The sequence below is a fragment of the Paenibacillus tengchongensis genome, from assembly GCF_008973665.1.
Lineage (GTDB): Bacteria > Bacillota > Bacilli > Paenibacillales > Paenibacillaceae > Paenibacillus_AQ > Paenibacillus_AQ tengchongensis.
Genome location: NZ_WACP01000004.1, coordinates 1 through 23,768, shown reverse-complemented (window position 1 = coordinate 23,768; position 23,768 = coordinate 1). Strand labels below are relative to the sequence as shown.

21 protein-coding genes are annotated in these 23,768 nt (G+C 55.4%); 12 read left to right on the top strand and 9 right to left on the bottom strand.

The features are described 5' to 3' along the window. Positions 1-132: 132 nt before the first annotated feature. Positions 133-1,233: an AI-2E family transporter gene (locus F1381_RS07760; protein WP_151734271.1), complete on the top strand. Its 1,101-nt coding sequence runs from the start codon at positions 133-135 to the stop codon at positions 1,231-1,233. 104 nt (positions 1,234-1,337) lie between these two features. Here F1381_RS07760 and F1381_RS07755 read toward each other — a convergent pair whose 3' ends face one another. The 4 genes from F1381_RS07755 to F1381_RS07740 form a co-directional block, all read right to left on the bottom strand. Next, complete coding sequence (locus F1381_RS07755) at positions 1,338-1,742, bottom strand: hypothetical protein (protein WP_151734270.1); 405 nt, start codon at positions 1,740-1,742, stop codon at positions 1,338-1,340. A 32-nt stretch (positions 1,743-1,774) separates the two neighbouring features. Continuing rightward, positions 1,775-2,443 carry a uracil-DNA glycosylase gene (locus F1381_RS07750; protein WP_151734269.1) on the bottom strand — a complete coding sequence of 223 codons (669 nt, stop codon included), beginning with the start codon at positions 2,441-2,443 and terminating at the stop codon, positions 1,775-1,777. 61 nt (positions 2,444-2,504) lie between these two features. After that, the gene (gene rnhA / locus F1381_RS07745; protein WP_151734268.1) at positions 2,505-3,167 is read right to left on the bottom strand and encodes a ribonuclease H; all 663 of its coding nucleotides are present in this window, start codon (positions 3,165-3,167) and stop codon (positions 2,505-2,507) included. 161 nt (positions 3,168-3,328) lie between these two features. Then, positions 3,329-3,904: a TetR/AcrR family transcriptional regulator gene (locus F1381_RS07740; RefSeq protein WP_151734267.1), complete on the bottom strand. Its 576-nt coding sequence runs from the start codon at positions 3,902-3,904 to the stop codon at positions 3,329-3,331. A gap of 88 nt (positions 3,905-3,992) precedes the next feature. Here F1381_RS07740 and F1381_RS07735 point away from each other — a divergent pair, with 88 nt between their 5' ends. Together F1381_RS07735 and F1381_RS07730 are read left to right on the top strand one after the other, a co-directional pair. Continuing rightward, positions 3,993-4,544 (top strand): hypothetical protein, encoded by a 552-nt coding sequence (locus tag F1381_RS07735; protein WP_151734266.1) that lies wholly within the window; start codon positions 3,993-3,995, stop codon positions 4,542-4,544. Between the two features lie 175 nt (positions 4,545-4,719). Further along, positions 4,720-5,622 carry a manganese catalase family protein gene (locus tag F1381_RS07730; protein WP_151734265.1) on the top strand — a complete coding sequence of 301 codons (903 nt, stop codon included), beginning with the start codon at positions 4,720-4,722 and terminating at the stop codon, positions 5,620-5,622. Between the two features lie 104 nt (positions 5,623-5,726). Here F1381_RS07730 and F1381_RS07725 read toward each other — a convergent pair whose 3' ends face one another. Both F1381_RS07725 and F1381_RS07720 read right to left on the bottom strand, forming a co-directional pair. Next, positions 5,727-6,242 (bottom strand): hypothetical protein, encoded by a 516-nt coding sequence (locus F1381_RS07725; RefSeq protein ID WP_151734264.1) that lies wholly within the window; start codon positions 6,240-6,242, stop codon positions 5,727-5,729. Between the two features lie 89 nt (positions 6,243-6,331). Next, positions 6,332-7,435 (bottom strand): DNA alkylation repair protein, encoded by a 1,104-nt coding sequence (locus F1381_RS07720; protein WP_151734263.1) that lies wholly within the window; start codon positions 7,433-7,435, stop codon positions 6,332-6,334. A gap of 222 nt (positions 7,436-7,657) precedes the next feature. Between F1381_RS07720 and F1381_RS07715 the strand changes: the two genes are divergently transcribed. Then, entirely contained in the window at positions 7,658-7,876 is a 219-nt protein-coding gene (locus F1381_RS07715; protein WP_151734262.1) for a hypothetical protein, read from the top strand. A 478-nt stretch (positions 7,877-8,354) separates the two neighbouring features. Here the strand turns inward: F1381_RS07715 and F1381_RS07710 are convergent, their stop codons facing one another. Next, positions 8,355-9,329 (bottom strand): pectinesterase family protein, encoded by a 975-nt coding sequence (locus F1381_RS07710; RefSeq protein WP_151734261.1) that lies wholly within the window; start codon positions 9,327-9,329, stop codon positions 8,355-8,357. Positions 9,330-9,538: 209 nt separating this feature from the next. On the opposite strand from F1381_RS07710, the gene F1381_RS07705 reads away from it, so the two are divergent. The 5 genes from F1381_RS07705 to F1381_RS28780 all read left to right on the top strand — a co-directional run bounded on the left by F1381_RS07705 (position 9,539) and on the right by F1381_RS28780 (position 16,689). Beyond that, a complete protein-coding gene (locus tag F1381_RS07705; protein WP_151734260.1) occupies positions 9,539-10,534 on the top strand; it encodes a LacI family DNA-binding transcriptional regulator in 996 nt (331 codons plus the stop codon). A gap of 163 nt (positions 10,535-10,697) precedes the next feature. Beyond that, positions 10,698-12,113: a tagaturonate reductase gene (locus F1381_RS07700; RefSeq protein WP_151734259.1), complete on the top strand. Its 1,416-nt coding sequence runs from the start codon at positions 10,698-10,700 to the stop codon at positions 12,111-12,113. Between the two features lie 53 nt (positions 12,114-12,166). Then, positions 12,167-13,675, top strand: a complete 1,509-nt coding sequence (locus F1381_RS07695; protein WP_151734258.1) for a UxaA family hydrolase — start codon at positions 12,167-12,169, stop codon at positions 13,673-13,675. 44 nt (positions 13,676-13,719) lie between these two features. Continuing rightward, positions 13,720-15,120, top strand: a complete 1,401-nt coding sequence (gene uxaC, locus F1381_RS07690; RefSeq protein ID WP_151734257.1) for a glucuronate isomerase — start codon at positions 13,720-13,722, stop codon at positions 15,118-15,120. Positions 15,121-15,141: 21 nt separating this feature from the next. Continuing rightward, on the top strand, positions 15,142-16,689 hold the full coding sequence (locus tag F1381_RS28780) for a TIM barrel protein (RefSeq protein WP_246187950.1): 1,548 nt from the start codon (positions 15,142-15,144) through the stop codon (positions 16,687-16,689). Positions 16,690-17,055: 366 nt separating this feature from the next. Here F1381_RS28780 and F1381_RS07675 read toward each other — a convergent pair whose 3' ends face one another. Continuing rightward, positions 17,056-17,409 (bottom strand): YetF domain-containing protein, encoded by a 354-nt coding sequence (locus F1381_RS07675; RefSeq protein ID WP_151734256.1) that lies wholly within the window; start codon positions 17,407-17,409, stop codon positions 17,056-17,058. 378 nt (positions 17,410-17,787) lie between these two features. On the opposite strand from F1381_RS07675, the gene F1381_RS07670 reads away from it, so the two are divergent. After that, positions 17,788-19,728 (top strand): NAD(+) synthase, encoded by a 1,941-nt coding sequence (locus F1381_RS07670; protein ID WP_151734255.1) that lies wholly within the window; start codon positions 17,788-17,790, stop codon positions 19,726-19,728. Between the two features lie 275 nt (positions 19,729-20,003). Here F1381_RS07670 and F1381_RS07665 read toward each other — a convergent pair whose 3' ends face one another. Next, entirely contained in the window at positions 20,004-20,828 is an 825-nt protein-coding gene (locus F1381_RS07665) for a glycosyltransferase family 8 protein (protein WP_246187949.1), read from the bottom strand. A gap of 336 nt (positions 20,829-21,164) precedes the next feature. Between F1381_RS07665 and F1381_RS07660 the strand changes: the two genes are divergently transcribed. Together F1381_RS07660 and F1381_RS07655 are read left to right on the top strand one after the other, a co-directional pair. Beyond that, on the top strand, positions 21,165-21,593 hold the full coding sequence (locus F1381_RS07660; RefSeq protein WP_246187948.1) for a MarR family winged helix-turn-helix transcriptional regulator: 429 nt from the start codon (positions 21,165-21,167) through the stop codon (positions 21,591-21,593). Positions 21,594-21,618: 25 nt separating this feature from the next. Then, positions 21,619-23,241, top strand: a complete 1,623-nt coding sequence (locus F1381_RS07655; RefSeq protein WP_151734253.1) for an MDR family MFS transporter — start codon at positions 21,619-21,621, stop codon at positions 23,239-23,241. The last annotated feature ends 527 nt before the right edge of the window (positions 23,242-23,768 follow it).

Below are 23,768 nucleotides of genomic sequence, written 5' to 3'. Positions count from 1 at the left end.
ACCGCAGACACATTTGCTTAAACCGGATTCACCGGCTGAATCAATTCTTTTAAAATAGGTTAAAAAGATAGAACCGGGATAAATCTCCGCCGTATTAAAGAGTCATATCTTATACATAAATGAGGTGCCGCTGTGCTGCAAAGCAAGTATTTTCGGACAAGTCTGGCTATTATCGCCTTTTTGACCATTCTATATTTGGGCTCTAAGGTCATTTTTCTGTTTAACCCGCTGATCAATATCTTCAACCTGCTGCTGGTGCCGATGATGCTGTCGGGATTCTTCTACTACCTGCTGCGGCCGCTGGTCAAGCTCCTGGAGCGTAAAAAGATAAACCGTGCGCTTTCTATTCTGCTGATTTACCTGGCGATTGTCGGTATTTTTGTGCTCTTTTGGATGCTTGTATGGCCGACGCTGCGCGAGCAGATTCAGAACTTTATCAATAATACACCTTATCTGGTCCAGGACATTCAGCGTCAGATTACGCGGCTGCAGAATGAGCCGGCGCTGTCGCGCTTTTTCCAGCAGGATGTTGAGCTGACTTCCAAGATTACCGAGTATTTGAACCGGGCGATTGCCTGGGTCACCAATTCCATGAGCAACCTGATCAGTGTCGTCTCCAGCATTTTCGTAGTGATTGCTACGCTGCCGATCATCCTGTATTACATGCTGAAGGACGGGCATAAGCTGAACCCGATCTTAGTCGGGCTTGTTCCGCGCAAATTCCGTAAGGAAGGCCAGGATACGCTCAAGGAAATTGATACGGCTCTAAGCGGCTTCATCGTTACCCGTGTCCTGCTCAATGTGATTCTGGGCGTTATGCTCTACATCGGCTTCCTGGTGATTGGCTTGCCTTACGCCCTGCTGCTGGCGGTTATTTCCATTCCGCTGAATTTCATACCTTATGTCGGCTCGCTGCTGGCCTCGGTTCCCGTCGTCATTGTCGGCTTCATTGAATCTCCGACGATGGCCATCTGGTCGGTCGCGATTATCATCGTTGCCCAGCAGATTCAGGATAATGTGCTGTCTCCGATCATTTACGGCAAATCACTCGATGTGCATCCGCTCACGACCGTGCTCCTGGTGCTCATCGGCGGGGATTTCTACGGCATTATCGGTGTATTGATCGCCTTACCCGTCTATATGATCTTCAAGATCATCTTCCTCAAGGTCTATAACATCATTGTTGCCGAACGCGGAGATGAGAAGCAACCCGTGCAGGACGAACAGATGTAAACTGTAAAAAGGCCGTCCCTTGGCAGCTGCGAATGCTGCTGCGGGGACGGCCTTTGTTTCGTTACAGGCGGGTATAAATGATAGCCCGGCGCCGGAAGAACGAATCAGCCGCGCAGGGAGCGGACAACAAACAGATGCGCGCCCTTCGGCACGTGTTGCCCGCCCTGCAAGGTGACCGAACCTTTGGTGTGCGAGATAATCGTTGTATTATAAGCGATCAGTTGCTCGCCTTTCCACACGGTGACGGCCGATTTGAAATAGATGGCGTTGTCGAACTGCAGCCTTTCCCTCAGGCAATACCCGACGGAGTGCAGCACCGGCGCCAGCGCCCGTTCCTTCGGGGCCAGCGCCTTAATGAACACAATATCGTGAAAGGGGACGGCAATTTCCTGATGACCGATGACTGCTACTCCGGCCTGCGTGTCCCATTTGCGCAGAACTCCTTTTAGAATCGTGTACGGCTTCTCGCCGCAATACATGATGACCGCTCTGCCAACCCAATGCTTCATGTGTCCACCCCCTTCACGTTGTCTCAAGTATCCTATAGATTTGGTATGGACCAAGCGATGCCATTCATCCCGTGTGATTCCAGGAAGCTGTTGGCCTTCGAGAACGGGCGGCTGCCCAGGAATCCGCGATGCGCCGAGAACGGACTGGGATGGGGAGACTGGAGGACCAGATGGCGGTTGCGGTCGATATACGCCCCCTTGCCCTGTGCATGACTGCCCCAGAGAATGAATACCAGCGGTTCGCTGCGTTCATTCAGCTTCTCCATAATCGCATCCGTAAACCGTTCCCAGCCCAGCCCCTTGTGCGAATTGGGCTGCCCCTCGCGCACAGTCAGTACGGCATTGAGCAGCAGTACCCCCTCCTCCGCCCAATGCAGCAGGGAGCCGTGATTAGGAACAGGGGCTCCGGTATCGTCGTGCAACTCCGTATAAATGTTGCGCAAGGACGGCGGTACGCGCACTCCAGGCTTCACCGAGAAGCTTAAGCCATGGGCCTGCCCCGCCCCGTGATAAGGGTCCTGTCCGAGTATAACCACCCGTGTCTGGCCGTAGGGTGTCAGCTTGAGCGCCGAGAACAGCTCTTCCTTCGGCGGATATACCGTATGCTGCTTATATTCGCGCGCCAATGTGTAGCGTAATTCCTGAAAATACTCCTTCTGCGTCTCTTCCTGCAGCACCTCGTCCCAATCGTTGCCGAACATGATGTTCTCCTCCGCTTTCCCGTATGATTCATTCTTTACCCGTTATTACCCGATTATTAGCTTATTTCCGACCGTAGTCCGCCTTGATCTCGCCCCATTCGCCGGTCTGCCATTTAAGCACCTTATTGTCATAAGTATTCGTCTGGAGCCAGTGTACCGCCCGGTCAACCAGTGTCCAGATTTCTTCCGTGGAACCATCGCGCGGTAATGTGGTGGCCACTTTTTTCTGTTTCACCCACTTCAGGGCATTGGCCGAATCGCTATAGACCGTCATGCTGCTGCCTTGCTTCTTCAGCAGCGCCAGCGCGTGGACAATGGCCAGAAATTCACCGAGGTTGTTCGTGCCCTTGCGGATGGGCCCGCAGGAGAAGATCACCTCGCCGGTCCGGGTATCCACACCCTTGTATTCCACAGGACCCGGATTCCCGCGCGTACCCACATCCACGGAAATGCTGTCATAATCAATCTCCGAAGGTTCGGCCGCGGCAGCCGCGCTCCGCTTATAGACAGAACCCGGCTTCCCCTTGGCCGCACCGGAAGCGGCTCCGTTACCCCAGTTGCCCTTCCAGCCGGCCTTGAAGGCGGCCTCGGCTTCAGACCGCGATTCGTAGGACTTATATTTCGCGCCGGTGTAATGATTGGTTTCGGCCTGGCATTCCGCCCAGGTGCCGTATACACCCGGCCGCTTTCCTTCCCATACTACGTAATATTTTTGCTTGGCCATTGGCACATTCCCTTCTACATGCTGAATCGTTCTATTCGCTTCATAAGCGTCAGAAGAATATTGTAATCCAAACCCCGGCCGGATAGAAGCCTCCAATAGAAGTCCGAAGCCTGTCTTTCCGGATATTTCTCCGTCCGGCTGCTTATACTAGGTGTAGCGAATTAATCAAGAATCGCCAGCGTCGTATCAATGACGGCTTGCAGCTTCTCCTTATCCGGCGCCGTCTTCACCATGACGCGCAACCCGACAAGGGCGTTGTGCAGGCAAGCTGCCAGCGCTGCCGCCGGGAGCCCCGCTGTGATCTCGCCGCTCGCCTGGCCTTTGGCGATCAGTTGCTCCAGCACCTTCTCGGTGCCTGAGAAGGCATCGTTAACCCGGTCCGCAACCTCCGGATCGGATAGTGACAGCTCGACTGCCGAATTCACCAGCAGACAGCCCTTCGGCTCGTGCTCCGCCCGGTAAGCAACGGCTTCAAAGAGCCGGCGGACCGCTTCTTTGACGGAGGGAACCGCTTCAAGCGGCCCATAGGTTCTGGCCGCGAAGCTTTTGGCATACCGGTCCATGGCCTTAAGGTACAATGTATGCTTGTCGCCGAAGGTATCGTACATACTGCGTTTATGAATGCCCATTCCGGCAACCAGATCCTGCATGGAGGTATTTTCATAGCCTTGCCGCCAGAAGATGTCCATGGCTTTGCCCAGCACATCGTCGACGTCAAATTCCTTGCTTCTGGCCATCGTCACCCGCTCCTTTACGGAGTTTATTTTATCATTTATAGAACGACCGGTAAATAATAGGATCACACCAACTAAGGAGGCAACACGAATGAACAAAATCACCCCCTTCATTCTTTCACTCACGCTGGCACTGCTTGTCCTCAGCGGCTGCGGCAATTCCGGCAACAACGCAGATAACGGGGCAGGCAATGGATCAGCGGCGGCGACCGAAGCTCCCGATGCCGTCACTACGGCTTCTGTAGTAGACAACAATGAAGCTTTCAAACAGGCGATCAGTAAAGAAGGCACCTGGATAGCTGCCACCCTCAATGATTTGACATTTACTGAGGACCTGGTCGTGGAAGGCGAATTTATCAACAAGGAGAAGCCGGCGCGCAAAATCGCCCTTTATACCCAGGATGCGGAGCATAATATTACCGCTTCCTTCAGGCTTACAGCACCGAAAATGACGATCCGCAGCGAAAATACCCAGCTTCAGGGGGGCATCTTTGCCGGGGACATTTATGTCGAGGCCGACGGCTTCACTGTCATGAATGCCACTGTTCAGGGAAATGTGTATTTTGCCAATGAGCAATATCAATCCACGTTTAATTCCGCCGACCAGGGAATCGTTACGGGCGTTACAGAGGTGCGGAAATAGCCTCGAAACTGCTTCCGTCTAAAAGTTTGAATTTTTGTCACACGCTATTTCACCTTGTTATATGAACATTATACGATTCACTCTCTTTCGCATCTGTTTGGCAAATGCAAAATTTGGTTAATTTTGCAAAGCAGCATCTACTCTATTGCTCAGAGCGAAGGAGGACAATCGATACATGTTCAAACGTATGGATGAGATCATGATAGAAATTCCCGAGGTGGAAAAGCCCGATCCCAACGCGGCAGCGGCCGTGCAGGAATTGCTGGGCGGGAAGTTCGGAGAGATGTCGACGCTGAACAACTATCTATACCAATCCTTCAATTTCCGGTCCAAGGACAAGCTGAAGCCGTTCTATGATCTGGTGATGAGCATTACGGCGGAGGAACTCGGTCATGTGGAGCTGGTCTCCCACGCCGTCAACAAGTGTTTACGCGGATCAAGCGAGTATAAGGAGCCGGATTCAAGCCCGCTTGCACCGGTCAAGGATGCGCGGCTGTCCTATCATTTCCTGGCCGGCGCCCAAGGGGCGATGCCGTTCGATTCCATGGGCAACCCCTGGAACGGGACGTATGTCTTCAACAGCGGCAACCTGGTCGAGGATCTGCTGCATAATTTCTTCCTGGAATGCGGCGCCCGCACCCATAAAATGAAGGTATACGAAATGACGGACCATCCTGCGGCAAGAGCCGTGGTCGGTTTCCTGCTGGTGCGCGGCGGGGTCCATGTCGTGGCCTATGCCAAAGCGCTGGAAATCGCTACCGGCGTCAACGTTACCAAGCTGGTGCCAATCCCTTCGCTCAGCAACAAGAAGTTCAGTGAAGCTGCGAAATATGAGGAAAAAGGCGTGCATACGAAGCTCTATACCTGGAGCGACAAGGATTTTACCGACATCGGCCAAATTTGGAAAGGCACTCATCCGGAGGACGGATCACCGCTGGAGGTCATTCCGGGAGCACCGAAGGGTGTGCCGATTCCGCCATCCCCGGAAGTTCCCGAGGAATTTGCACCTGGAATTTCCGAAGAAGAATTCAAGGAAATCGCCAAACGGCTGAAGATGGCCGGGAACATCAAGGATTAAGCAGACCCTGACTAAGCGGATCATCATATAAAATAAGAGGTTGTTCTGGCCAGAATAAAGCCTGGCGTGAACAACCTCTTAAACATGCCGGTATGTAATAGCTCTTAATCATAGCCGCCGCTTGCTTCCGGCAGCTTCGCATATTCAGTCTTCGCTTTGATCAGCCCGTCTACATATTCGCGCAGAGCCTTAAGCCGGGCGGCGTCTTCTGTAACCCTGCACCGTTCCTCCGACCAGCTCCATAGCACTTCCGCACCGTCTACCCGGATCCGCCAGTGCTCTTCCTCATAGGGAATCTGCGCACAGCCCAATGTAGTGGTCTCCAGCTTCAGATCGCCCATCACCTGCAGTTCACGCATGCGGTTGTAAATCTCTAAGAGCTCGTCTTCGTTTAGTGTCAAGTTGACCGTGGCCGTCCCGCTGCTGACCAGATCTTTGGTCACCGTACCGGCAAAGGTATCGATCTCGTTCCGCCCCGTAATCCCGAACCGGACGGAGAAGGCAAAATCGTCCGGCATCCGTTCCGGCATACCGGGCCGGGCCAAATTATCGTCCGCAGGTCCGCAGCTGGCCAGGAGTAGCAGCAGCAATATGGGAAGACGGAATAGCAGTCTGCGCATGTGCCTTCATCCTTTCATACTCTCTCTATGTGTAGACGGACAAAGGGGGGAGAAAGGTTTCAGCTACTGCAAAAAAATAAATAAAAAATTTATGTGCGAAGGTTCAGAACCATGCTTGCCGCTTCATTCCCGTTCAAGAGCAATACGATCCGGTGCTCTCCCGGATAATGGCGCCGGGTCGTCAGATCACGCCAGCTGTGTTCGCGCATGCCGGCGACCGCGCTACCTCCCGGCACCGTCCGGTCGGCAAGCAGGAACAGCTTGCGCGAGGTTTTGCCGCTGGCCTTCACGAAATCGATCCCGTATTCTACCCGGATGCGCACCGGCCCGCCTTCCCGGATCTTCAGCCGGTAGTCCAGCCTGCAGCTGTCGCCGATCTGCACTTGCTCCGGTTCGGCAGACAGCGAGGCCTCCGTAAACAGGGGGTCATGCTCCGCCCCGGCGGCATAACCGAACAGCTCCATAACCTCAGGCACAGCCTTGCGGATGAGCGAGCGGCAGCCGTGCCGCACAATCCAGTCGGTAGGGGCACTTGTGCCTATCCAGCGGCGGGCCAGTGCGATGACCACCTCCGGATGATCCTTCGCGATGTCGTTCAGGTTATTGGCTACACTCTTGCGCACATACAGCGAAGGATCGGTCTTAAGTTGTTCCAGCACCGGCAGAACAGGCGCCGGATCGCGCTTGAACAGCGGCAGCGCCTGCCCCCAGGGCAGACGCGGGCGGCAGCCTTCGCTGGACAGCCGCCTCACATGTTCATCGGGATGCCGCGACCATTGAAGCATCTGCGCCATCATGCGCTCCGGCTGCTTCAGCAGGAACGGGCGCACGGCAAATTCGGCGGAGGACTTGCCCGTAAACCGCTCGAGCGCAGTCATGGAGAGCTGCCAATGCTTCTCCTGTTGACCATACACTTCAACAAAATCAGGAAAGATCAGATACGGAAATCCTGCACATTTCCCGTCTATCGCAAACAAGACTGCCAGCGCATCCTCATAATCCGGGGGCAAATAAGCGCCCAGCGTTTCCGTGATACGCCGCATCCGCGCTTTCAGCTCCAATTCCTCCCAGGGCTCCCGCAAGGCGGAGCGGACAAATCCATCCCTGTCAAATCCGGCAAAAGCAGTCTGAATCATCCCGCCCAAGTTATCTATAAACGCTTGGTTATACATTGCTTTCAAAGGTTCTGCCATATTGTTTCCCTCCAGCATGTGTTCGTTTCCTGTATTCTTCCGGCGAGGGAAGTCCTGCTAAGCGTAACATAGAGAACCGGACAGCCCTATGTCAACTATGTTCATTTTCACAGCCGGCTAATCACGAAATCGTCCCAACTGTTTGCATTTTCCTCTGTCAACGTGATCACCGTCCGTGTTACAATGACTGTTAAATATTCGGGTTAACAGGAGGTGCCCCTTATGCCGCAGACACTGAGCAAGAATCTCGATTTTTTTGTCGCAGCCCTGTCGCAAACCTATGTGTCCGCGCTGCAGCTTGATCCCGACGGAATGTACGCCCAGGTCGGATACGGGATCATTGAGAAATTCTCCGAGCGTTATGTTCGCCTGAAAAAATACGACGGCACCGTCTCCCACTACGACCGGGAGATTACGAAATTCCAGCATAACAAGGCCTGAGCAGGCACAAACCAAACAGACCGTTTCCCCGGGAACGGTCTGTTTGGTTTAGATGGGAACGTGGCTTAATGTGCTCGATGGCAAGCTTGGTGCATGGTGCAAATTGCCCGCCTGCCTGGCATCCATAACAGGCATGGTGCACATGGCATGCAAGCACACATGAGTTTCGTGGCCACATAGCAAACATGACTTACATAGCGCACATAACCTACTTGATGCCGCGAAGCGCACCTGCTTGATGGCCCGAAATTAGTGGCATTTTATCCCTCTAATTCCGGCCCATAGCCCGTTTTTTTGAACATTAGTGGCATTTCCCGCCTCTATTTCTGCTTAAAAACGCCAAACCAGCTATATCCATGAAATTAGAGATAGTTTTTACCTCTATACCCATCTTAAGATAAAGATGCAAGAATTAGAGGTAGTTTTTACTCCTAATTCTTGCACCTCCGATTGTCGAGAAACCCAGATCATCAGAGCGCTATGAACCCGGGTGCTGAGTATCCCGCCAGAAATCCGTTCCGGCGAACACTTCTGCCGGAGCCGGACCCTTCGCCTGCGCATCCGGCAGCTGCGTCCAGGACGTGCGGCTGGTACGCCGCAGGTCATCGGCCGCAACGCCGTATTCCCGGTAGGTAACCGTCTGCTCATTGTCCGGATTGCCCCAGTTGTCCCAGCCCAGCGGATGAATGTGTCCGCCCAGGCGGCAGCCGTCCAGCTCCGTCTTGGCGTAGCCCCGCCAAGGCCGCCCCAGGTATACTTCCCGTACACCTTCTTCAGCAGTGAAGAAGCAGTCCCGGAATACATAACCGTAGGCTTGGCCTTCCGGCGTGGAGGCCGCCGTAACGTATGAAGGACTGTCCGTATCGCGCCGCAGGCTGCGGATTTCGCAGCGTTCAAAATAAGCGGCCGCCCCGCCAAAAATAAAATCGACGGTTCCTTCGATCCGGCAATCCTGATACAGCTGGCGGTACTGCTCATGACGCTCCCGCAGCGGAACACCCCCGAAGGCAAAGCCCCGCTTGTCCACCAGAGGCAGCGGTCCGGTAAACAGCGTGTCCTGGTGGCCCTTGAACGTGCAGCCGCGGAAGACCGCCTCGTCGCAATTGGCGTATACGGCCAGCGCCTGCCCGACGGCTTCTCCCGCTCCTGCCGTGTTGGTCACGGTCAGATTGGAGAGCAGCAGCCGTCTACCCCCCAGGAACAGTGTCGGAGTCCCGAAGGTACCGATCTCCTCCCCCGCCTCATCCCGCTGCCGTGCATAACGGGAGCCCCGGATCTCCACATGGCCGAGGCCGACCACCGTCAGATCCGATCGGTAGATTTGTACGTTCTCCTCGTAAACGCCCTGCAGGATTACCAGTGTCTCCGGCTCGCCCGCCGGCAGCGCCTCCAGGGCATTGACCGCCTCTTGTATCGAGCTGTAATCGCAAAATATCTCCTGTCCAACCAGCATACATGCTCCTCCTTGTAATTCCGGTTCACCCGCTGTTCACCGGTTGTTCACAGCGCGCCTTTTCGATCATACAAACAAGTTGATTATAGCGTCCTGGGCGAAGCAATTCCACAAAAATTTTAACGTGTGCATTTCATTTAAGCCTTGACTTGTAGAGTGCCAGGAACTAAACTGGAATCGTTAACAATTCTGCAGCCCGGAGAGATGCTATGATTACCATCAAGGATATCGCCCGCGTCGCCGGCGTCTCCCATACGACCGTATCCCGGGCGCTCAACGGCAGCCCGCTGATCAAGAAGGTCACCCGGGACCGCATCGAGCGAATCGCCGCCGAGATGAATTATGTACCCAATTACAGCGCCAAGAGTCTGGTGACCAAGCGCTCTTTTACCATCGGGCTGTTCTTCTCCAGCATTGAGCAGGGCACCTCCTCCAGCTTCCTGGTGGATGCCATCAAGGGCATCAGTCATGCGCTCGACGAGAATTATAACCTGACCGTACACGGCATCGACAGCGTCCACAATTACGCCGCGATTCAGCCGCAGCGGTTCGACGGCATTCTGGTGATGAGCCAGAGCGACGAGGACAATGCGTTCATCTATCATGTCAAGACGATGGGCATTCCGCTTGTGGTACTGAACCGCCAGCTGGAGGACCCGGGGATCATGAACGTTGTGGCCAATGACCGCGAAGGCGTCAAAGAGGCGCTGGATTACGCAGTATCTCAAGGTCACCGGAAATTCGCTATTATTGAAGGAAAGCCGGGGTTCAAATCCTCCACTGAACGCAAACAGGGCTTCATGGACAGCCTGATCGCCCATCGCCTCAGCCTCAGTCCGGATTATTTCGCCGCCGGGGATTACAGCATCGAAAGCGGATATTCGGCAATGACCGCTCTGCTGCAGCTGGCCGATCCGCCGACCGCCGTCTTCTGCTCGAACGACGACATGGCCATCGGCGCGATGAACGCCTGCTACGCCAGCGGCGCCGCCGTCCCGCAGCAGGTCTCACTGATCGGGTTCGACGATATTATGTTCGCGCGCTATACCAACCCGGCGCTCACTACCGTGCGCAAGCCGATTGCCGACATCAGCGAGCTGGGCACGAAGATGCTGATCCAGCTAATGCAGCAGCCGGATTTAACTCCGCAGCAGCTGTTCGTCAAGACATCGCTTGTGGTGCGGGATACCGTTGCCGGGCTGTAACATCTGTCCCAACAGGCTTTTTACAATTTCGTATTTAGAAAAAACTCCTGCCGCCGCAGGCTGTCCCCAGCCCTGCAAACCGCGCGGCAAGGAGTCCATTTTTTAAATAAAATGTTCACGTGTGCATCATTCCAATTTATTTTAAAAGGAGACTTGTGACACTATGACTAACCGACTTTCCCGCTCCGCACGCCCTGACCTGACGGAATATCCCGAGAAGATGATCCAGTTCGGCGAAGGGAACTTTATGCGCGCCTTCGTAGACTGGCAGCTGCATCAGATGAACTCCCAGGGTCTGTTTAACGGCAGCGCCGTGCTTGTGCAGCCGATCGAGCAAGGCCTCGGCAAGCTGATGGCCGAGCAGGACAACTTATACACGGTGCTGCTGAACGGCATTATGAACCAGCAGTCTGTCAACTCCCGCGAGATCATCACCAGCGTCAGCCGGGTGATTAATCCTTATACCGATTATGAAGCATACCTTGCCCTGGCGGAGAACGACGAACTGGAATTCATCACCTCCAATACCACAGAAGCCGGTATCGCTTATCATGCGGGCGATGCTGCCGCTGATGCTCCGCCGAAGAGCTTCCCGGCCAAGCTGACCGCGCTGCTGCACAGACGTTATGAGCTCGGCAAGAAAGGCTTCGTCATTATTCCTTGCGAGCTGATTGACCGCAATGGCGAGAAGCTGCTGGAGATCGTCCGCCGTTATGCGGAAGACTGGCAGCTGGGTGAAGGCTTCCTGGCCTGGCTGGAGAACGAGAACACCTTCTGCTGCAGCCTGGTCGACCGCATTGTTCCGGGCTATCCGCGCGACAAGGCGGCTCAGCTGGAAGAAGAGCTGGGCTATCTCGACAACCTGATGGTTACAGCCGAGCCTTTCCTGTTCTGGGTCATCGAAGGACCGGCCTGGCTCGAAGAGAAGCTGCCGCTGGCCAAAGCCGGACTGAACGTCGTCGTTACCGCCGACATGACGCCTTACCGTGAACGCAAGGTGCATTTGCTGAACGGACCGCATACGGCAATGGTTCCGCTGGGTCTGATGGCCGGCCTGGAGACCGTTGAGGATGTAATGAATGATTCGGCCTTTTACCGTTTCGTGCAGGAACTGATGCAGGAGGAGCTGATCCCGATGCTCGATCTGCCGGAATCGGAGCTGCGTTCCTATGCTGAAGCTGTACTGGAGCGGTTCAAGAATCCGTTTATCCGCCATGAGCTGACTTCCATCTCGCTCAACAGCATCTCCAAATTCAAGACGCGCCTGCTGCCTGTGCTGCTCCGGTACCGTCAGGAACGCGGCGTACTGCCGGAGCGGATGACGCTTGCTTTTGCCGGACTGCTGCTCAGCTACCGGGGCGACCGGATCCAGCGCCAGGACGGTGCCGATGTGCTGGAGGCCTTTGACCGCGCTTGGAAGGACCGTGAACGCTTTCTGCAGAGTATTCTCAGCGATGAAAGCCTGTGGGGCCAGGATTTGACGCAGGTACCGGGGCTTAAGGCTGCGCTTGAGTCCGACCTGCTGAAGCTGGAGAGCACAGACAGCCGCTCTGTCTTGGTGCAGCTTGTCGTTCAGTAATAACTTTCGGATAAATTGGACGGACATTTATAACTTTCAGGAGGGTGGTCCACATGCAAGAAACGACGCTTAACGTGAAACGTCTGATGAAAATGAATGCCCGCGATACGGTGGCAGTTGCCCTGCGCCCTGTTAATGCCGGGGAAGAGCTGGAAATTGACGGGGTGAAGGTCACGGCCCGTCAGGATATTCCGCAAGGCCACAAAATCGCCCTGACGGCCATCAAAACAGACGAAAACATCATGAAATACGGTTCTCCGATCGGCCACGCCATCGCGGATATTGAAGCCGGTGACTGGGTGCACACCCATAACGTCAAGACCAATCTGGCCGGAGAAGAAGAATATGAATATAAGCCTGAACTGCATCCGGTCGTTTATCCCCGCCGCAATCTGACCTTCCAGGGCTACCGCCGCAAGAACGGCAAGGTCGGCATCCGCAACGACCTGTTCATTATTCCGACGGTCGGCTGCGTCAACGGCATCGCCGAGCAGATGATCCAGGAATTTAAGGCCAGCCATCCCGATCTTGGCGGCTTCGACAATCTTACCGTACTGAAGCATCCTTACGGCTGCTCGCAGCTGGGCGACGACCATAAGATGACCCGCAGCATCCTGCTGGATGCCGTTAACCATCCGAACGCCGGCGGCGTGCTCGTCTTCGGTCTGGGCTGCGAGAACAACATTGTCTCGGAGTTCCGCAGCATTCTTGGCGATTATGACGAAAGCCGGGTGAAATTCCTCGTGGCCCAGGAAGTCGGCAACGAAGTCGAAGCCGGCCTCACGCTGCTCGATGAGCTGTACGAGGCGGCCAAGGACGACGTCCGTGAGCCTGTGCCGCTCAGCGAGCTGAACATCGGGCTGAAATGCGGCGGCTCCGACGGCTTCTCAGGCATTACCGCCAATCCGCTGCTCGGCGCCTTCTCCGACTTCATCATCTCCCAGGGCGGCACGTCGGTACTGACGGAAGTCCCCGAGATGTTCGGCGCCGAGAAGGTGCTCATGGCCCGTGCCGAGAGCCGTGAGGTATTTGAAGACATCGTCTCGCTGATCAACAACTTCAAGCAATACTTCCTCTCGTACGGAGAGCCTGTGTATGAGAATCCTTCCCCGGGCAACAAGGCCGGCGGCATCAGCACGCTGGAGGACAAATCGCTGGGCTGCACGCAGAAAGCCGGCTCCTCGCCGGTTGTGGATGTGCTGCAATACGGCGTGAAGCTGCGCAAGAAAGGCCTTAGCCTGCTGCAGGCGCCGGGCAACGACCTGGTGGCCGCTTCCGCACTGGCCGCTTCAGATTGCCAGCTGGTGCTGTTTACTACAGGCCGGGGAACGCCGTTCGGCAGCTTCGTGCCTACCGTCAAGGTGGCAACAAACAACGAGCTGTACGCCAAGAAGGGGCACTGGATGGATTTCAACGCCGGACCGCTGCTTGAACAGCCGATGGAGAAGGTGCTGGAAGAATTCATCGATTACATTATCCGCGTCGCCAGCGGCGAGAAGACGCGCAATGAGCAGAACGAAGTGCGCGAGCTGGCGATTTTTAAAACAGGGGTTACACTCTAATTACCGGACTACTATTTCTATTATGAGTTAAGGGAGACGCATTCATGTTCTTAAATGATGATTTTCTGTTGACCACGGATACCGCCAAAGCGCTGTTCCACCAGCATGCCAAAGAGATGCCGATCATCGACTACCATTGCCATCTGGACCCGAAGGAAATCTATGAGGACCGCCCTTTTGCCAACCTGACGGCTGCCTGGCTCTACGGCGACCACTACAAGTGGCGTCTCATGCGGGCCAACGGCGTACCGGAATCGCATATTACGGGCGACGCATCCGACTACGACAAGTTCCTGGCCTGGGCGCGTACGCTGCCGAAGGCGGTCGGCAATCCGCTGTACAGCTGGACTCACCTGGAGCTGCGCCGTTTCTTCGGCGTCGATACGCCGCTGAATGAAGAGAACGCTCCGGCCATCTGGGAGGAAGTCAACCGTAAGCTGGCGGAGCCGGAATTCACACGGCGCGGATTGATCCGCAGCTCCAAGGTCAAGGTCATCTGCACCACCGACGACCCGGTGGATACGCTCGAATATCACCGCCTGCTTAAGGAAGAGGAAACCACCTTCAGTGTGTTCCCGACCTTCCGCCCCGACAAGGCGCTGAATATCGACGCTCCCGGCTTCGCCGATTGGCTGGCAAAACTGACGGAGGCCTCCGGAGTCCAGGTGAACTCCTACTCCGCCCTGCTGGAAGCGCTGCGCGGCCGCGTCGACTTCTTCCATGAGAACGGCTGCCGCCTATCCGACCATGCACTGGATGTGCTGCGCTACCGGGCAGGCGACGAAGGCGAGTGCGAACGGATTCTCGCCAAACGCCTCAGCGGCGAGACGCTGTCACCGGAAGAGATCACTCTGTACCGGACAGAGCTGCTGACGGCATTGATCGGGTTCTATCACGACAAAGGCTGGACGATGCAGCTGCATATCCATGCTTACCGCAACAACAATACGCCAATGTTCCGGAAGCTCGGACCAGATACCGGCTACGACGGCCTGAACGATCTGCCGCTGACCGAATCGCTGTCCCAACTGCTGGACCGCGCGGAATGCGGTTCCGGCCTGCCGAAGACCATTCTCTACTCGCTGAATCCCGGGGACTACCCTTCCCTGCTCGCCCTGATGGGCTGCTACCAGAAGGATACCGTCGGCAAATTCCAGCTCGGCTCGGGCTGGTGGTATAACGATACCTACAGCGGCATGCGCCAGCAGATGACGCTGCTGGCCGAAGGCGGGCTGCTCGGCAACTTCGTCGGGATGCTGACGGATTCCCGCAGCTTCCTGTCCTATACCCGCCACGAATACTTCCGCCGGGTGCTGTGCGGCCTGCTCGGCGAGCTGGCGGACCGGGGCGAAGCGCCGGACGATGCCGCTCTGCTCGGCAAGCTGGTAGAGGATATTTCCTACAACAATGCCGCCGGTTATTTCGGGTTCGAAACGGCCGAATAGCTGTGGAAGGAGTCGACTAGCATGCCTACTATATTTATAGCCGGCGATTCCACAGCGGCGCGGAAGGCCGCTGACCGCAAGCCTGAGACCGGCTGGGGCGAGCATCTGCCGAAGGAGCTTGCTCCCGGCATTGCCGTAGACAACCGGGCCATCAACGGCCGCAGCACCAAATCGTTTATAGTTGAAGGAAGGCTGGACGATATTCTCCGCGATTTCCGCAGCGGAGACTACCTGTTCATCCAATTCGGCCATAATGATGAGAAGATCGAAGACCCTCTTCGTTATACCGATCCGGATCGTGATTACCGCAGCAATCTCCGGCTGTTCATCGAAGCCGCCCGCAGCCGCGGGGGCTTCCCCGTGCTGCTGACCTCGGTCAGCCGCCGCCGGTTCACAGCGGACGGAGAACCCGACCCGCTTGCGGTCGGGCCCTATCCGCAGGCGATGCGCGAGGTGGCGGAAGCCACGGGAACGCCGCTGCTGGACATCTTTGCCGCTTCGCAGGAGCTGTACCGGTCGCTTGGGACCGAAGGTTCCAGGCGGCTGCTCCTGCACCTGGCGCCGGGAGAGCATCCGAACTATCCGGAAGGTGTAACGGATGATACGCATTTCAGCGAGGAAGGCGCTGTTCGCATAGCGGAGCTTGTAGGAGCCGCGATTGCCGGCTGTCCGGCGTTGGCGGCGCTGGTACCGGGCGCCGGGACGGAAAGCGGCCTGAATCTAAGACCCGGCATTCCGCTGAATCTTGGAGTCCGCGCCCATGACATCCGGCACCAGTCACTGCCGGAGCTCGTCCGGAAGCTGCAGGCTTACCGCTTCAATCATATCCAGTTCGCGGCGCGCAAATCGTTCCCGGACAGCGTTCCAGCCCTGTCCTCCCTAAGCCCGGGAGCAGCCGCCTATTTCGGCGAAGCGTTCCGCCAGGCGGGCATCCGTATCGCCGTGCTCGGCTGCTACGTCAACATTGTGGCCACCGACCCGGCTGCCAGAGAGCAGGCGCTGCAGGATTTCGCCGTGCATCTGCGCCTGGCCCGTGATTTCGGCGCCACTTTCGTCGGAACGGAGACCGGTAGCGTGGGCCAAGGGTATACGACGGACAATTTTACGGAGGATGCCTTCCTGAAGGTCGTCGATTCCGTACGGCGGATGGTAACGGAAGCGGAGCGCTTCGGCGTGACGGTCGGCATCGAGGCTGGCCAGAACCATCCACTCCACTCTGCTCCCCTGGCCAAACGGCTGCTGGAGCTGGTTCCGTCGAACAATCTGCAGATCATCCTGGATTGCGCGAACCTCATGTCACCGGACAATTACCTCCGGCAAGAAGAGGTCATCCAGGAAGCGCTGGAGCTGCTGGATAATCGGATTGCCCTCATCCATCTGAAGGACTTTGACGTCCGGGACGGGCAGATTGTCATTGTCCCTGTCGGGCAGGGCAGGCTGCAATTCGCACCGATTCTGCGCTATATGAAATATAGACGCCCGCATATCCAGGGCATCCTGGAGAGCACCACTGAAGAGCATCTGCCGGGAAGCATCGATTACCTGCAGCGGCTATATGACGAAGTGTAGCCCGATGAAATATACCTAATAAAGCTAGGCACGCCAAAGAAGCAGCGTTTCTCCCGGAGAAACACTGCTTCTTCTGTTTAGGCCTCTGCTCCCCTTCTGTTACCGATACTTAAGCAGGATAAGTGTATAGTGTACAGCTATTTAATCCAGCAGCAGCTCATCCTTCAGTTTAATTGTATTTAGTACACCTAAAGAGAAGGAATTCCGGGGAAGCGGCATTTTGATCGGAGTATAGCTGCACCGAATGCAATTACATCCCCTATGTACCGCCAACCAGCAGTTTTAGTTGTACAAAGTGCATTTAAGGTTACCGGGGAATGCTGCTCATTACCGGGTTCCCGCTACAACCTCTCTCCTGCCTGCACATTATTGCAGCTTGGGATCAGTAGGAGACGGATGGCGCTGGCCTGCGGTTTCCTGGAACATGGTGTGCAGCTCCGGAGGTGCGGCCAACCGGACTTGCAGCAGGCGTTCGAGATCACCGACTGTCACCTGCTGGGCGTGCCGCATGAGTTCATAGCCAAGCTCACCCTTGGGCTTCAGCGTTACATATTTCACATCGCTGATCCGGGCGATGCCGTTCTGGCGCAGGCGCATCTCCAGTTGGTCGACGGACATCCGCAAGGAATGCAGGTTCCGGGTCTGAATTTGGCCGTTCTCGACAAGGAGCTTCGCACGTCCATTGAACAGGCGCTCCATCCAATCGAACTTCAGCTGCAACTACTCGATCAGCAGCAGGAACAGGATAAACACCGCAGCCGAGTCAATGGCTTTTCATAAGTCATGGTTGGCAATCGGCTGGACGATTGTCGTTCCGGGTGGAGATCATGATTACCGTGGTGCGATGGTCTTTTGTGAAATCGATTTGCGCCCGGCAATGCACAGCAGAATCATTCCCGCAGAGACCAGCAGTGCTGATTTCCAGATCCAGTCCACGAAGAACCCCCCTGTCAAAAGAATATGTAATCATAGAGCGGGCAGTTCACCCGTCCGCTATTCCAGATTCCGCTGACGCAGAAGGTCGCACTTGTTAATGCAACCACAGGATGGGTACAATGAATTGAAGATGTCATTATTCCAAAGAAACAGGTGAAACCCATGCAAAATTTCGGATTCGCAAGAGTAGCCGCCGGCTCCCCGGAGCTGCGGGTGGCCGATTGCGAGTTTAACACCACGCAAATCATCGAGATCATCCGGCAAGCCCAGGAGCAGCAGGCCGAGTACCTGGTTCTGCCCGAGCTGTGCATTACGGGTTATACCTGTGCGGACTTATTCCTTCAGCAGACCCTGCTGGATGCGGCACTGGATTCGCTGCTGAAGCTGGCTGCCGCCACGGAAGGACGGCACCTGGTTGTCGTCGCCGGACTGCCCCTCTCCATCAAAGGCCGGCTCTTTAACTGTGCCGCCGTGCTGCAGCAGGGCAAAATACTGGGCATTGTACCCAAGACCTGTCTTCCCGGCTACAGTGAGTTCTACGAGCCCCGCTGGTTCGCAGAGGCGGAGGAGCTGGAAGTAACCGAGCTGCGGATCGGAGGCAGCAGTGTACCTATCGGCAAGGATCTAATCTTCGTCCATGAGGACAACGACAATCTGTCCTTCGGCGTGGAAATCTGCGAGGACCTGTGGGTACCGGTTCCGCCAAGCAGCCTGCTGGCCCAGGCCGGTGCAGTGCTGCTGTTCAACCCGTCGGCCAGCAATGAGCTTGTCGGAAAGGCGGATTACCGCCGCCAGCTCGTCAGCAGCCAGTCCGCCTCCTGCGTAGCGGCTTACGTATACGCGGGCGCGGGCGCCGGCGAATCGACGACGGATGTCGTGTTCGGCGGCCATTCGCTGATTGCCGAGAACGGCCAGCTGTTGGCGGAATCGGATCGCTTCACCTTCGAGAGCCGGCTCACCCTCGCCGACATCGACGTGCCGCGCCTCCAGTATTCGCGTACAGTCATGGGAACCTTCCGCTCCGGCAAGGGACGCCGCAACTATCGCGAGATTACTTACGCGGAGCCTGCTCCGCAAAGTATGGAACGCAAGCTGAACCGCATGGTGGCGATGAACCCGTTCGTTCCGGGCAACCCGCAGCAACGGGACGAGCGCTGCCGGGAGATTCTGTCCATCCAGACCACCGGCCTCATGAAGCGGATCCGGCATATCGGGACGAAGCAGGCCGTCATCGGCATCTCCGGCGGGCTGGATTCGACCCTGGCGCTGCTGGTCGCCGTGCGGGCGATGGAACAGCTCGGCCGTCCGGCCAGCGATGTGCTCGCGGTGACGATGCCGGGCTTCGGTACGACAAACCGCACCTACGACAACGCTGTCGGTCTGATCAAGGCGCTCGGCGCTTCGCTGATGGTGGTCGATATCAAGGAAGCGTGTCTCCAGCATTTCAAGGATATCGGCCACGACAAGGATGTCCATGACCTGACCTATGAGAACGTGCAGGCGCGGGAGCGTACGCAGATTCTGATGGATCTCGCCAACAAGAACGGTGGTATTGTCATCGGCACCGGCGACCTGTCCGAGCTGGCCCTTGGCTGGTGCACCTACAACGGCGACCACATGTCGATGTACAGCGTCAACTCGGGCATTCCGAAGACGCTGATCCAATACGTGGTGCGCTGGTACGCCGATCACGAAGCCGACGAGACGGTAGAGAAGCTGCTGACCAGCATCATCGAGACCGGCATCAGCCCGGAGCTGCTGCCCCCGTCGGCCACTGGCGAGATCGTCCAGCTGACCGAGGATATTCTCGGCCCTTATATCGTGCATGATTTCTTCTTATATTATATGCTGCGGACAGGCGCTGGCCCGGCCAAAATTCTGCACCTCGCCCAGCACGCCTTCGGCGACGGCTACACCCGGGAGCAGCTCGTCGGCTGGCTGCGCGTATTCGTGAACCGCTTCTTCACGCAGCAGTTCAAGCGCTCCTGCCTGCCGGACGGGCCGAAGGTCGGTACGGTCAGCCTCTCGCCGCGCGGCGACTGGCGGATGCCAAGCGATGCCTCCTCCGCGCTCTGGATGCGCGAGGTCGAGCAGTTGGGCTAACGCAGCGGCGCAACAGGGGCCCAGGCGGTGACACAGGTGCACGCCCGCTCAGACTGCAGCGTATGCCGGCAGGCTCCGGGCTCCTTAGCGCCGGTACAGCCGGCCAGGAGCGAAGCTCATCTGCAACCTGGTGTACGTCCATGCCTTGCACACCGGCGGACTCTAGCCGGGGTCCAGGTGCAGGCTAATCTTTCCTCCACGCTAAACAAGGCTTCCCTTTCGCCCAAGCGAATAAGGGAAGCCTTGTTTGTTCTGCCGAAGAAAAGCCGGGCGGGTTACACCGGCTGCGGCATCAGTGCGATTTTTTCATAATGCTTATAGAGGGAATGGAAGTTGCCGGAGTAGTTCTTGTTCCAGGGCTTCTTCTTGCCGCAGAAATGAATAATCGAGCTGTGCTTGACGACATAATCCATGTCCACTTTACCGTTGCTTGCTAATTTATAGTAGAAATAATACCGCGGATCGTAGTTAAAGCGCACTTCATCCACCTTCACAATGTCCTTGGCGTACAGAGCGTTGATAATGTCCTGGTCAGGCAGAATCAGCCGGAGCTTGTTCTCCTCCACAAAAGCGAACACCTCATGCTCATCAATCCGCTCCCGTTGCCGCGCCAGGTTCATCAGCAGAACCCCGGAATTGTAATAGGCTTCGATGTCATACGGCCGCAGACGCAAACGGTTGATCTCTTTGACCGACAGCCTGTCGTGGTAAGCCGCAGCAAACAGCGCATGCGAGATATCCGTGCTGTACAAGCTGCGGATTTCATTGATGACGATAAGATCCGGGTCCAGGTAAAGAATGGTATCCAGTGCTTCAGGCAAAAATTGATAGGCCAAAATCCGGTAGTACATTTCCTTGGAATAATGTTTGATGACCGGCGCATCCTTAAACATGTCATCACTTACGGTAATAACCGATAGGGCGTGCCCTTCCCGCTCCACATAGCTGCGGATGCCTGCAAGCTCTTCCTCCGTCATGCTGGAGTGCATCAGATAAATGTGGAACGATTCACCGGGGTTGTTGATGAACAGGGATTTCAGCATGACCGTCAGCGGCTTAATGTAATGCGAATTTAACGTAACGAGAATATTCATACGCATCAGTTTCACATCCTATTGAAACTTTTATGATCACAAAGTTCTTATTTTAATTGTATAAAAGAAAACGGATGTCCCGCAAGATTCCTTGCTGAAATCCTGCAAGCGATATCATCCGGCACCAGGGCCTGAATGATTATTATATTCTCCAGAGTCTAGGGATAAATCGTCTGTGAGCGCCGGATTCGCCATTTTTTGAGCTGTTTTGCCGGCTTGACTGAAGTATGGGCAGGTGATATATTAGTTCACAGCTTAATAATTTAGTGTTTAACTATTAATTAGTTAATCATTAAATACTAAATGATCTTGTCCGTTAGTGGTGTTTCCGGAGGTGACAATTTGACCGATCCCAATAAAGATTTCATTGAAATCTCATCCATGTTCAAGACCTTCCTGAAGGGGATTTCCCATAAGTGGAATAAGCAAGGCTTTCCGTTGTCCCTTACACAGTTCAAAGCACTGTTTGTCATATGCAAAGACGGGCCGATGATGGTCTCGCAGCTGGCTGCTGCGCTGGACATGACACCCGCCGCCATTACAGGCGTAACGGACTGCCTGCTGTCCGAAGGCTATGTGCAGAAGGAACGGGCTTCCGGCGACCGCCGGGTGGTTAACATCACGATTACAACCGAAGGCAAAGAACTGATTAAAGTGGTGGAGAACAAGCAGAGGGAGGTGCTGGAATCGTATTTCCGGATATTGCCGGACGAAGATATTGAGCATTTGCGGCGTATTTTTGGCGCATTGATAGCTGAATTAGACAAATAATAAAAAATGGTGGGGAAGAAATTATATGGAACATTTATCCAATAAGCGCAAGCTTACGATTATGATCGCCATCATGGCAGCGATGCTGTTCGCCGCGATCAACCAGACAATTACAAGCACGGCTATGCCGCGCATTATCGCCATCCTTGACGGGATGGATCTCTATACCTGGACAATCAACATCTATCTGCTCACTTCTACGATTGCTACCGTGCTTGTCGGCAAGCTGTCCGATATGTTTGGACGCAAGCCATTCCTGCTGACCGGTATCCTGCTGTTTATGGTCGGCGCATTTCTGACTGGCACTTCCGACAATGTGCACCAGTTTATTTTATACCGCGGGATTCAAGGGATTGGGGCCGGTATTATCCAGTCCACTGCCTTCACCGCTGTAGGGGACCTGTTCCCGCCGCGTGAACGCGGCAAATGGATGGGTCTGATGACCGCTGTATTCGGCTTCTCCAGTGTTCTGGGACCAACCCTTGGCGGCTATCTTATCGATCATCTCGACTGGCACTGGCTGTTCTGGATTTTCCTGCCGCTGGGTGTTGTAGCCTTCGTCCTGATTATGGCGTTGTTCCCGAAAGCGAAACGCGGCGAATCCACCAGCATCGACTATCTGGGCTCCCTGTTCCTGACCACAACGATTGTTCCGCTGCTGCTCGCCTTCTCGTGGGCCGGTACGGAGTATGCCTGGGGCTCATCGCAAATTCTGGGGCTGCTGGCCGCTTCCGTCGTTTCGGCGCTGATCTTTATCTTTACTGAAACCAAAGCGAAGAATCCGATTCTGCCGCTGCATTTGTTCAAGAACAGTGTCGTTACCGTCTCGAACCTGATCGGCTTCATTATGAACTTCGGTATGATGGGCGCACTCATCTACCTGAACTTCTTCGTGCAGGGCGTGCTGGGCATTTCCGCTACGTATGCCGGTTATGTCACCATGCCGATGTCCATTGTAATGGTTATTGCCAGTGCTGTTACCGGCCAGCTGATCGCCAAGAAAGGGAAATACAAACGTTTTGCGATGGCCGGTGTACCGATTATGATCGGCGGTATGGCCATCATGATCTTCATGAACAGCGTGCCTACAGCCATCCTGAGCATGATCGTGTTCGGTCTGGGCCTTGGCCTGGGCATGCCGGTCTTCTCGCTGGCTACGCAAAATGCCGTATCCCACAAGGAGCTCGGAGCCGTTACCGCTTCGACCCAGCTGTTCCGTAACCTGGGCGGCACTATCGGCATCGCCGTAATGGGTACAGTAATGTCCAACAACCTGACTAAGCATCTCAAAGAAGCGCTGACTTCTTCTCCTGCCGCTCAAGGCCTCAGCCAGCTTGATCCGGAGGTCTCCAAGCAGCTGACCGCCTTCGCGAACCCGACGGCGCTGATGAACAAGCCGCTGCTGGAGCAGACGCAAGCCAGCCTGCCGGCTGACGTGCAGCCGCTCTTCGTACAAATGATCGACGGCATCCGCGATGCGCTCGGACAGACCTTGTCCACCGTATTCATGACCGGTACCATCGTTCTCGTGGCTGCTTTCATCCTCGTCTTCTTCCTGAAGGAGCTGCCGCTGCGCCAGAGCAACCAGACCGCCGCTCCGGCCGAAGCCGATGGCGAAGCACTGGCCAAGAAGCTGCAGGTGGAGTAATAACCGGGCTTGACCAAGTCAACTCCAAGGACATTCCGGTTTTGTAACTATAGATGGCAGAAAGCTATTTGATGCGGTCAGGGGCTAGTGGGGTTTTGCTGGTGCGTTCTTAGCTGATGCGATTTAGCTGGTGCGATTTTAGCTCGTGCGTTTCTAGCTTGTGCGTTCTTAGCTCGTATTAGTGGGTTCTTAGTTCGTTCTTAGTTCGTTCTTAGTTCGTTCTTAGCTCGTATTAGTGGGTTCTTAGTTCGTTCTTAGTTCGTTCTTAGTTCGTTGGATTTCCGCTACTTATTTTTCGCGCACATTGCCATTTTCCGAATCTAGTTGGATTTCCGCCATCTATTCCGGCTAAAATTCACACCAGGCATCATTTTCCCTGCGATTAAGTGGCGATTATCCACTAGCGTTGCATAAAAGCTGACATTAGCCAAATGGTATAAATTAACTGTCCATAAATAGAAAAAACTCTATTGTAAGAAGGTAGGCACGTTGTCCATACCCCCTTACAAAGGAGCCTCTAATGGATA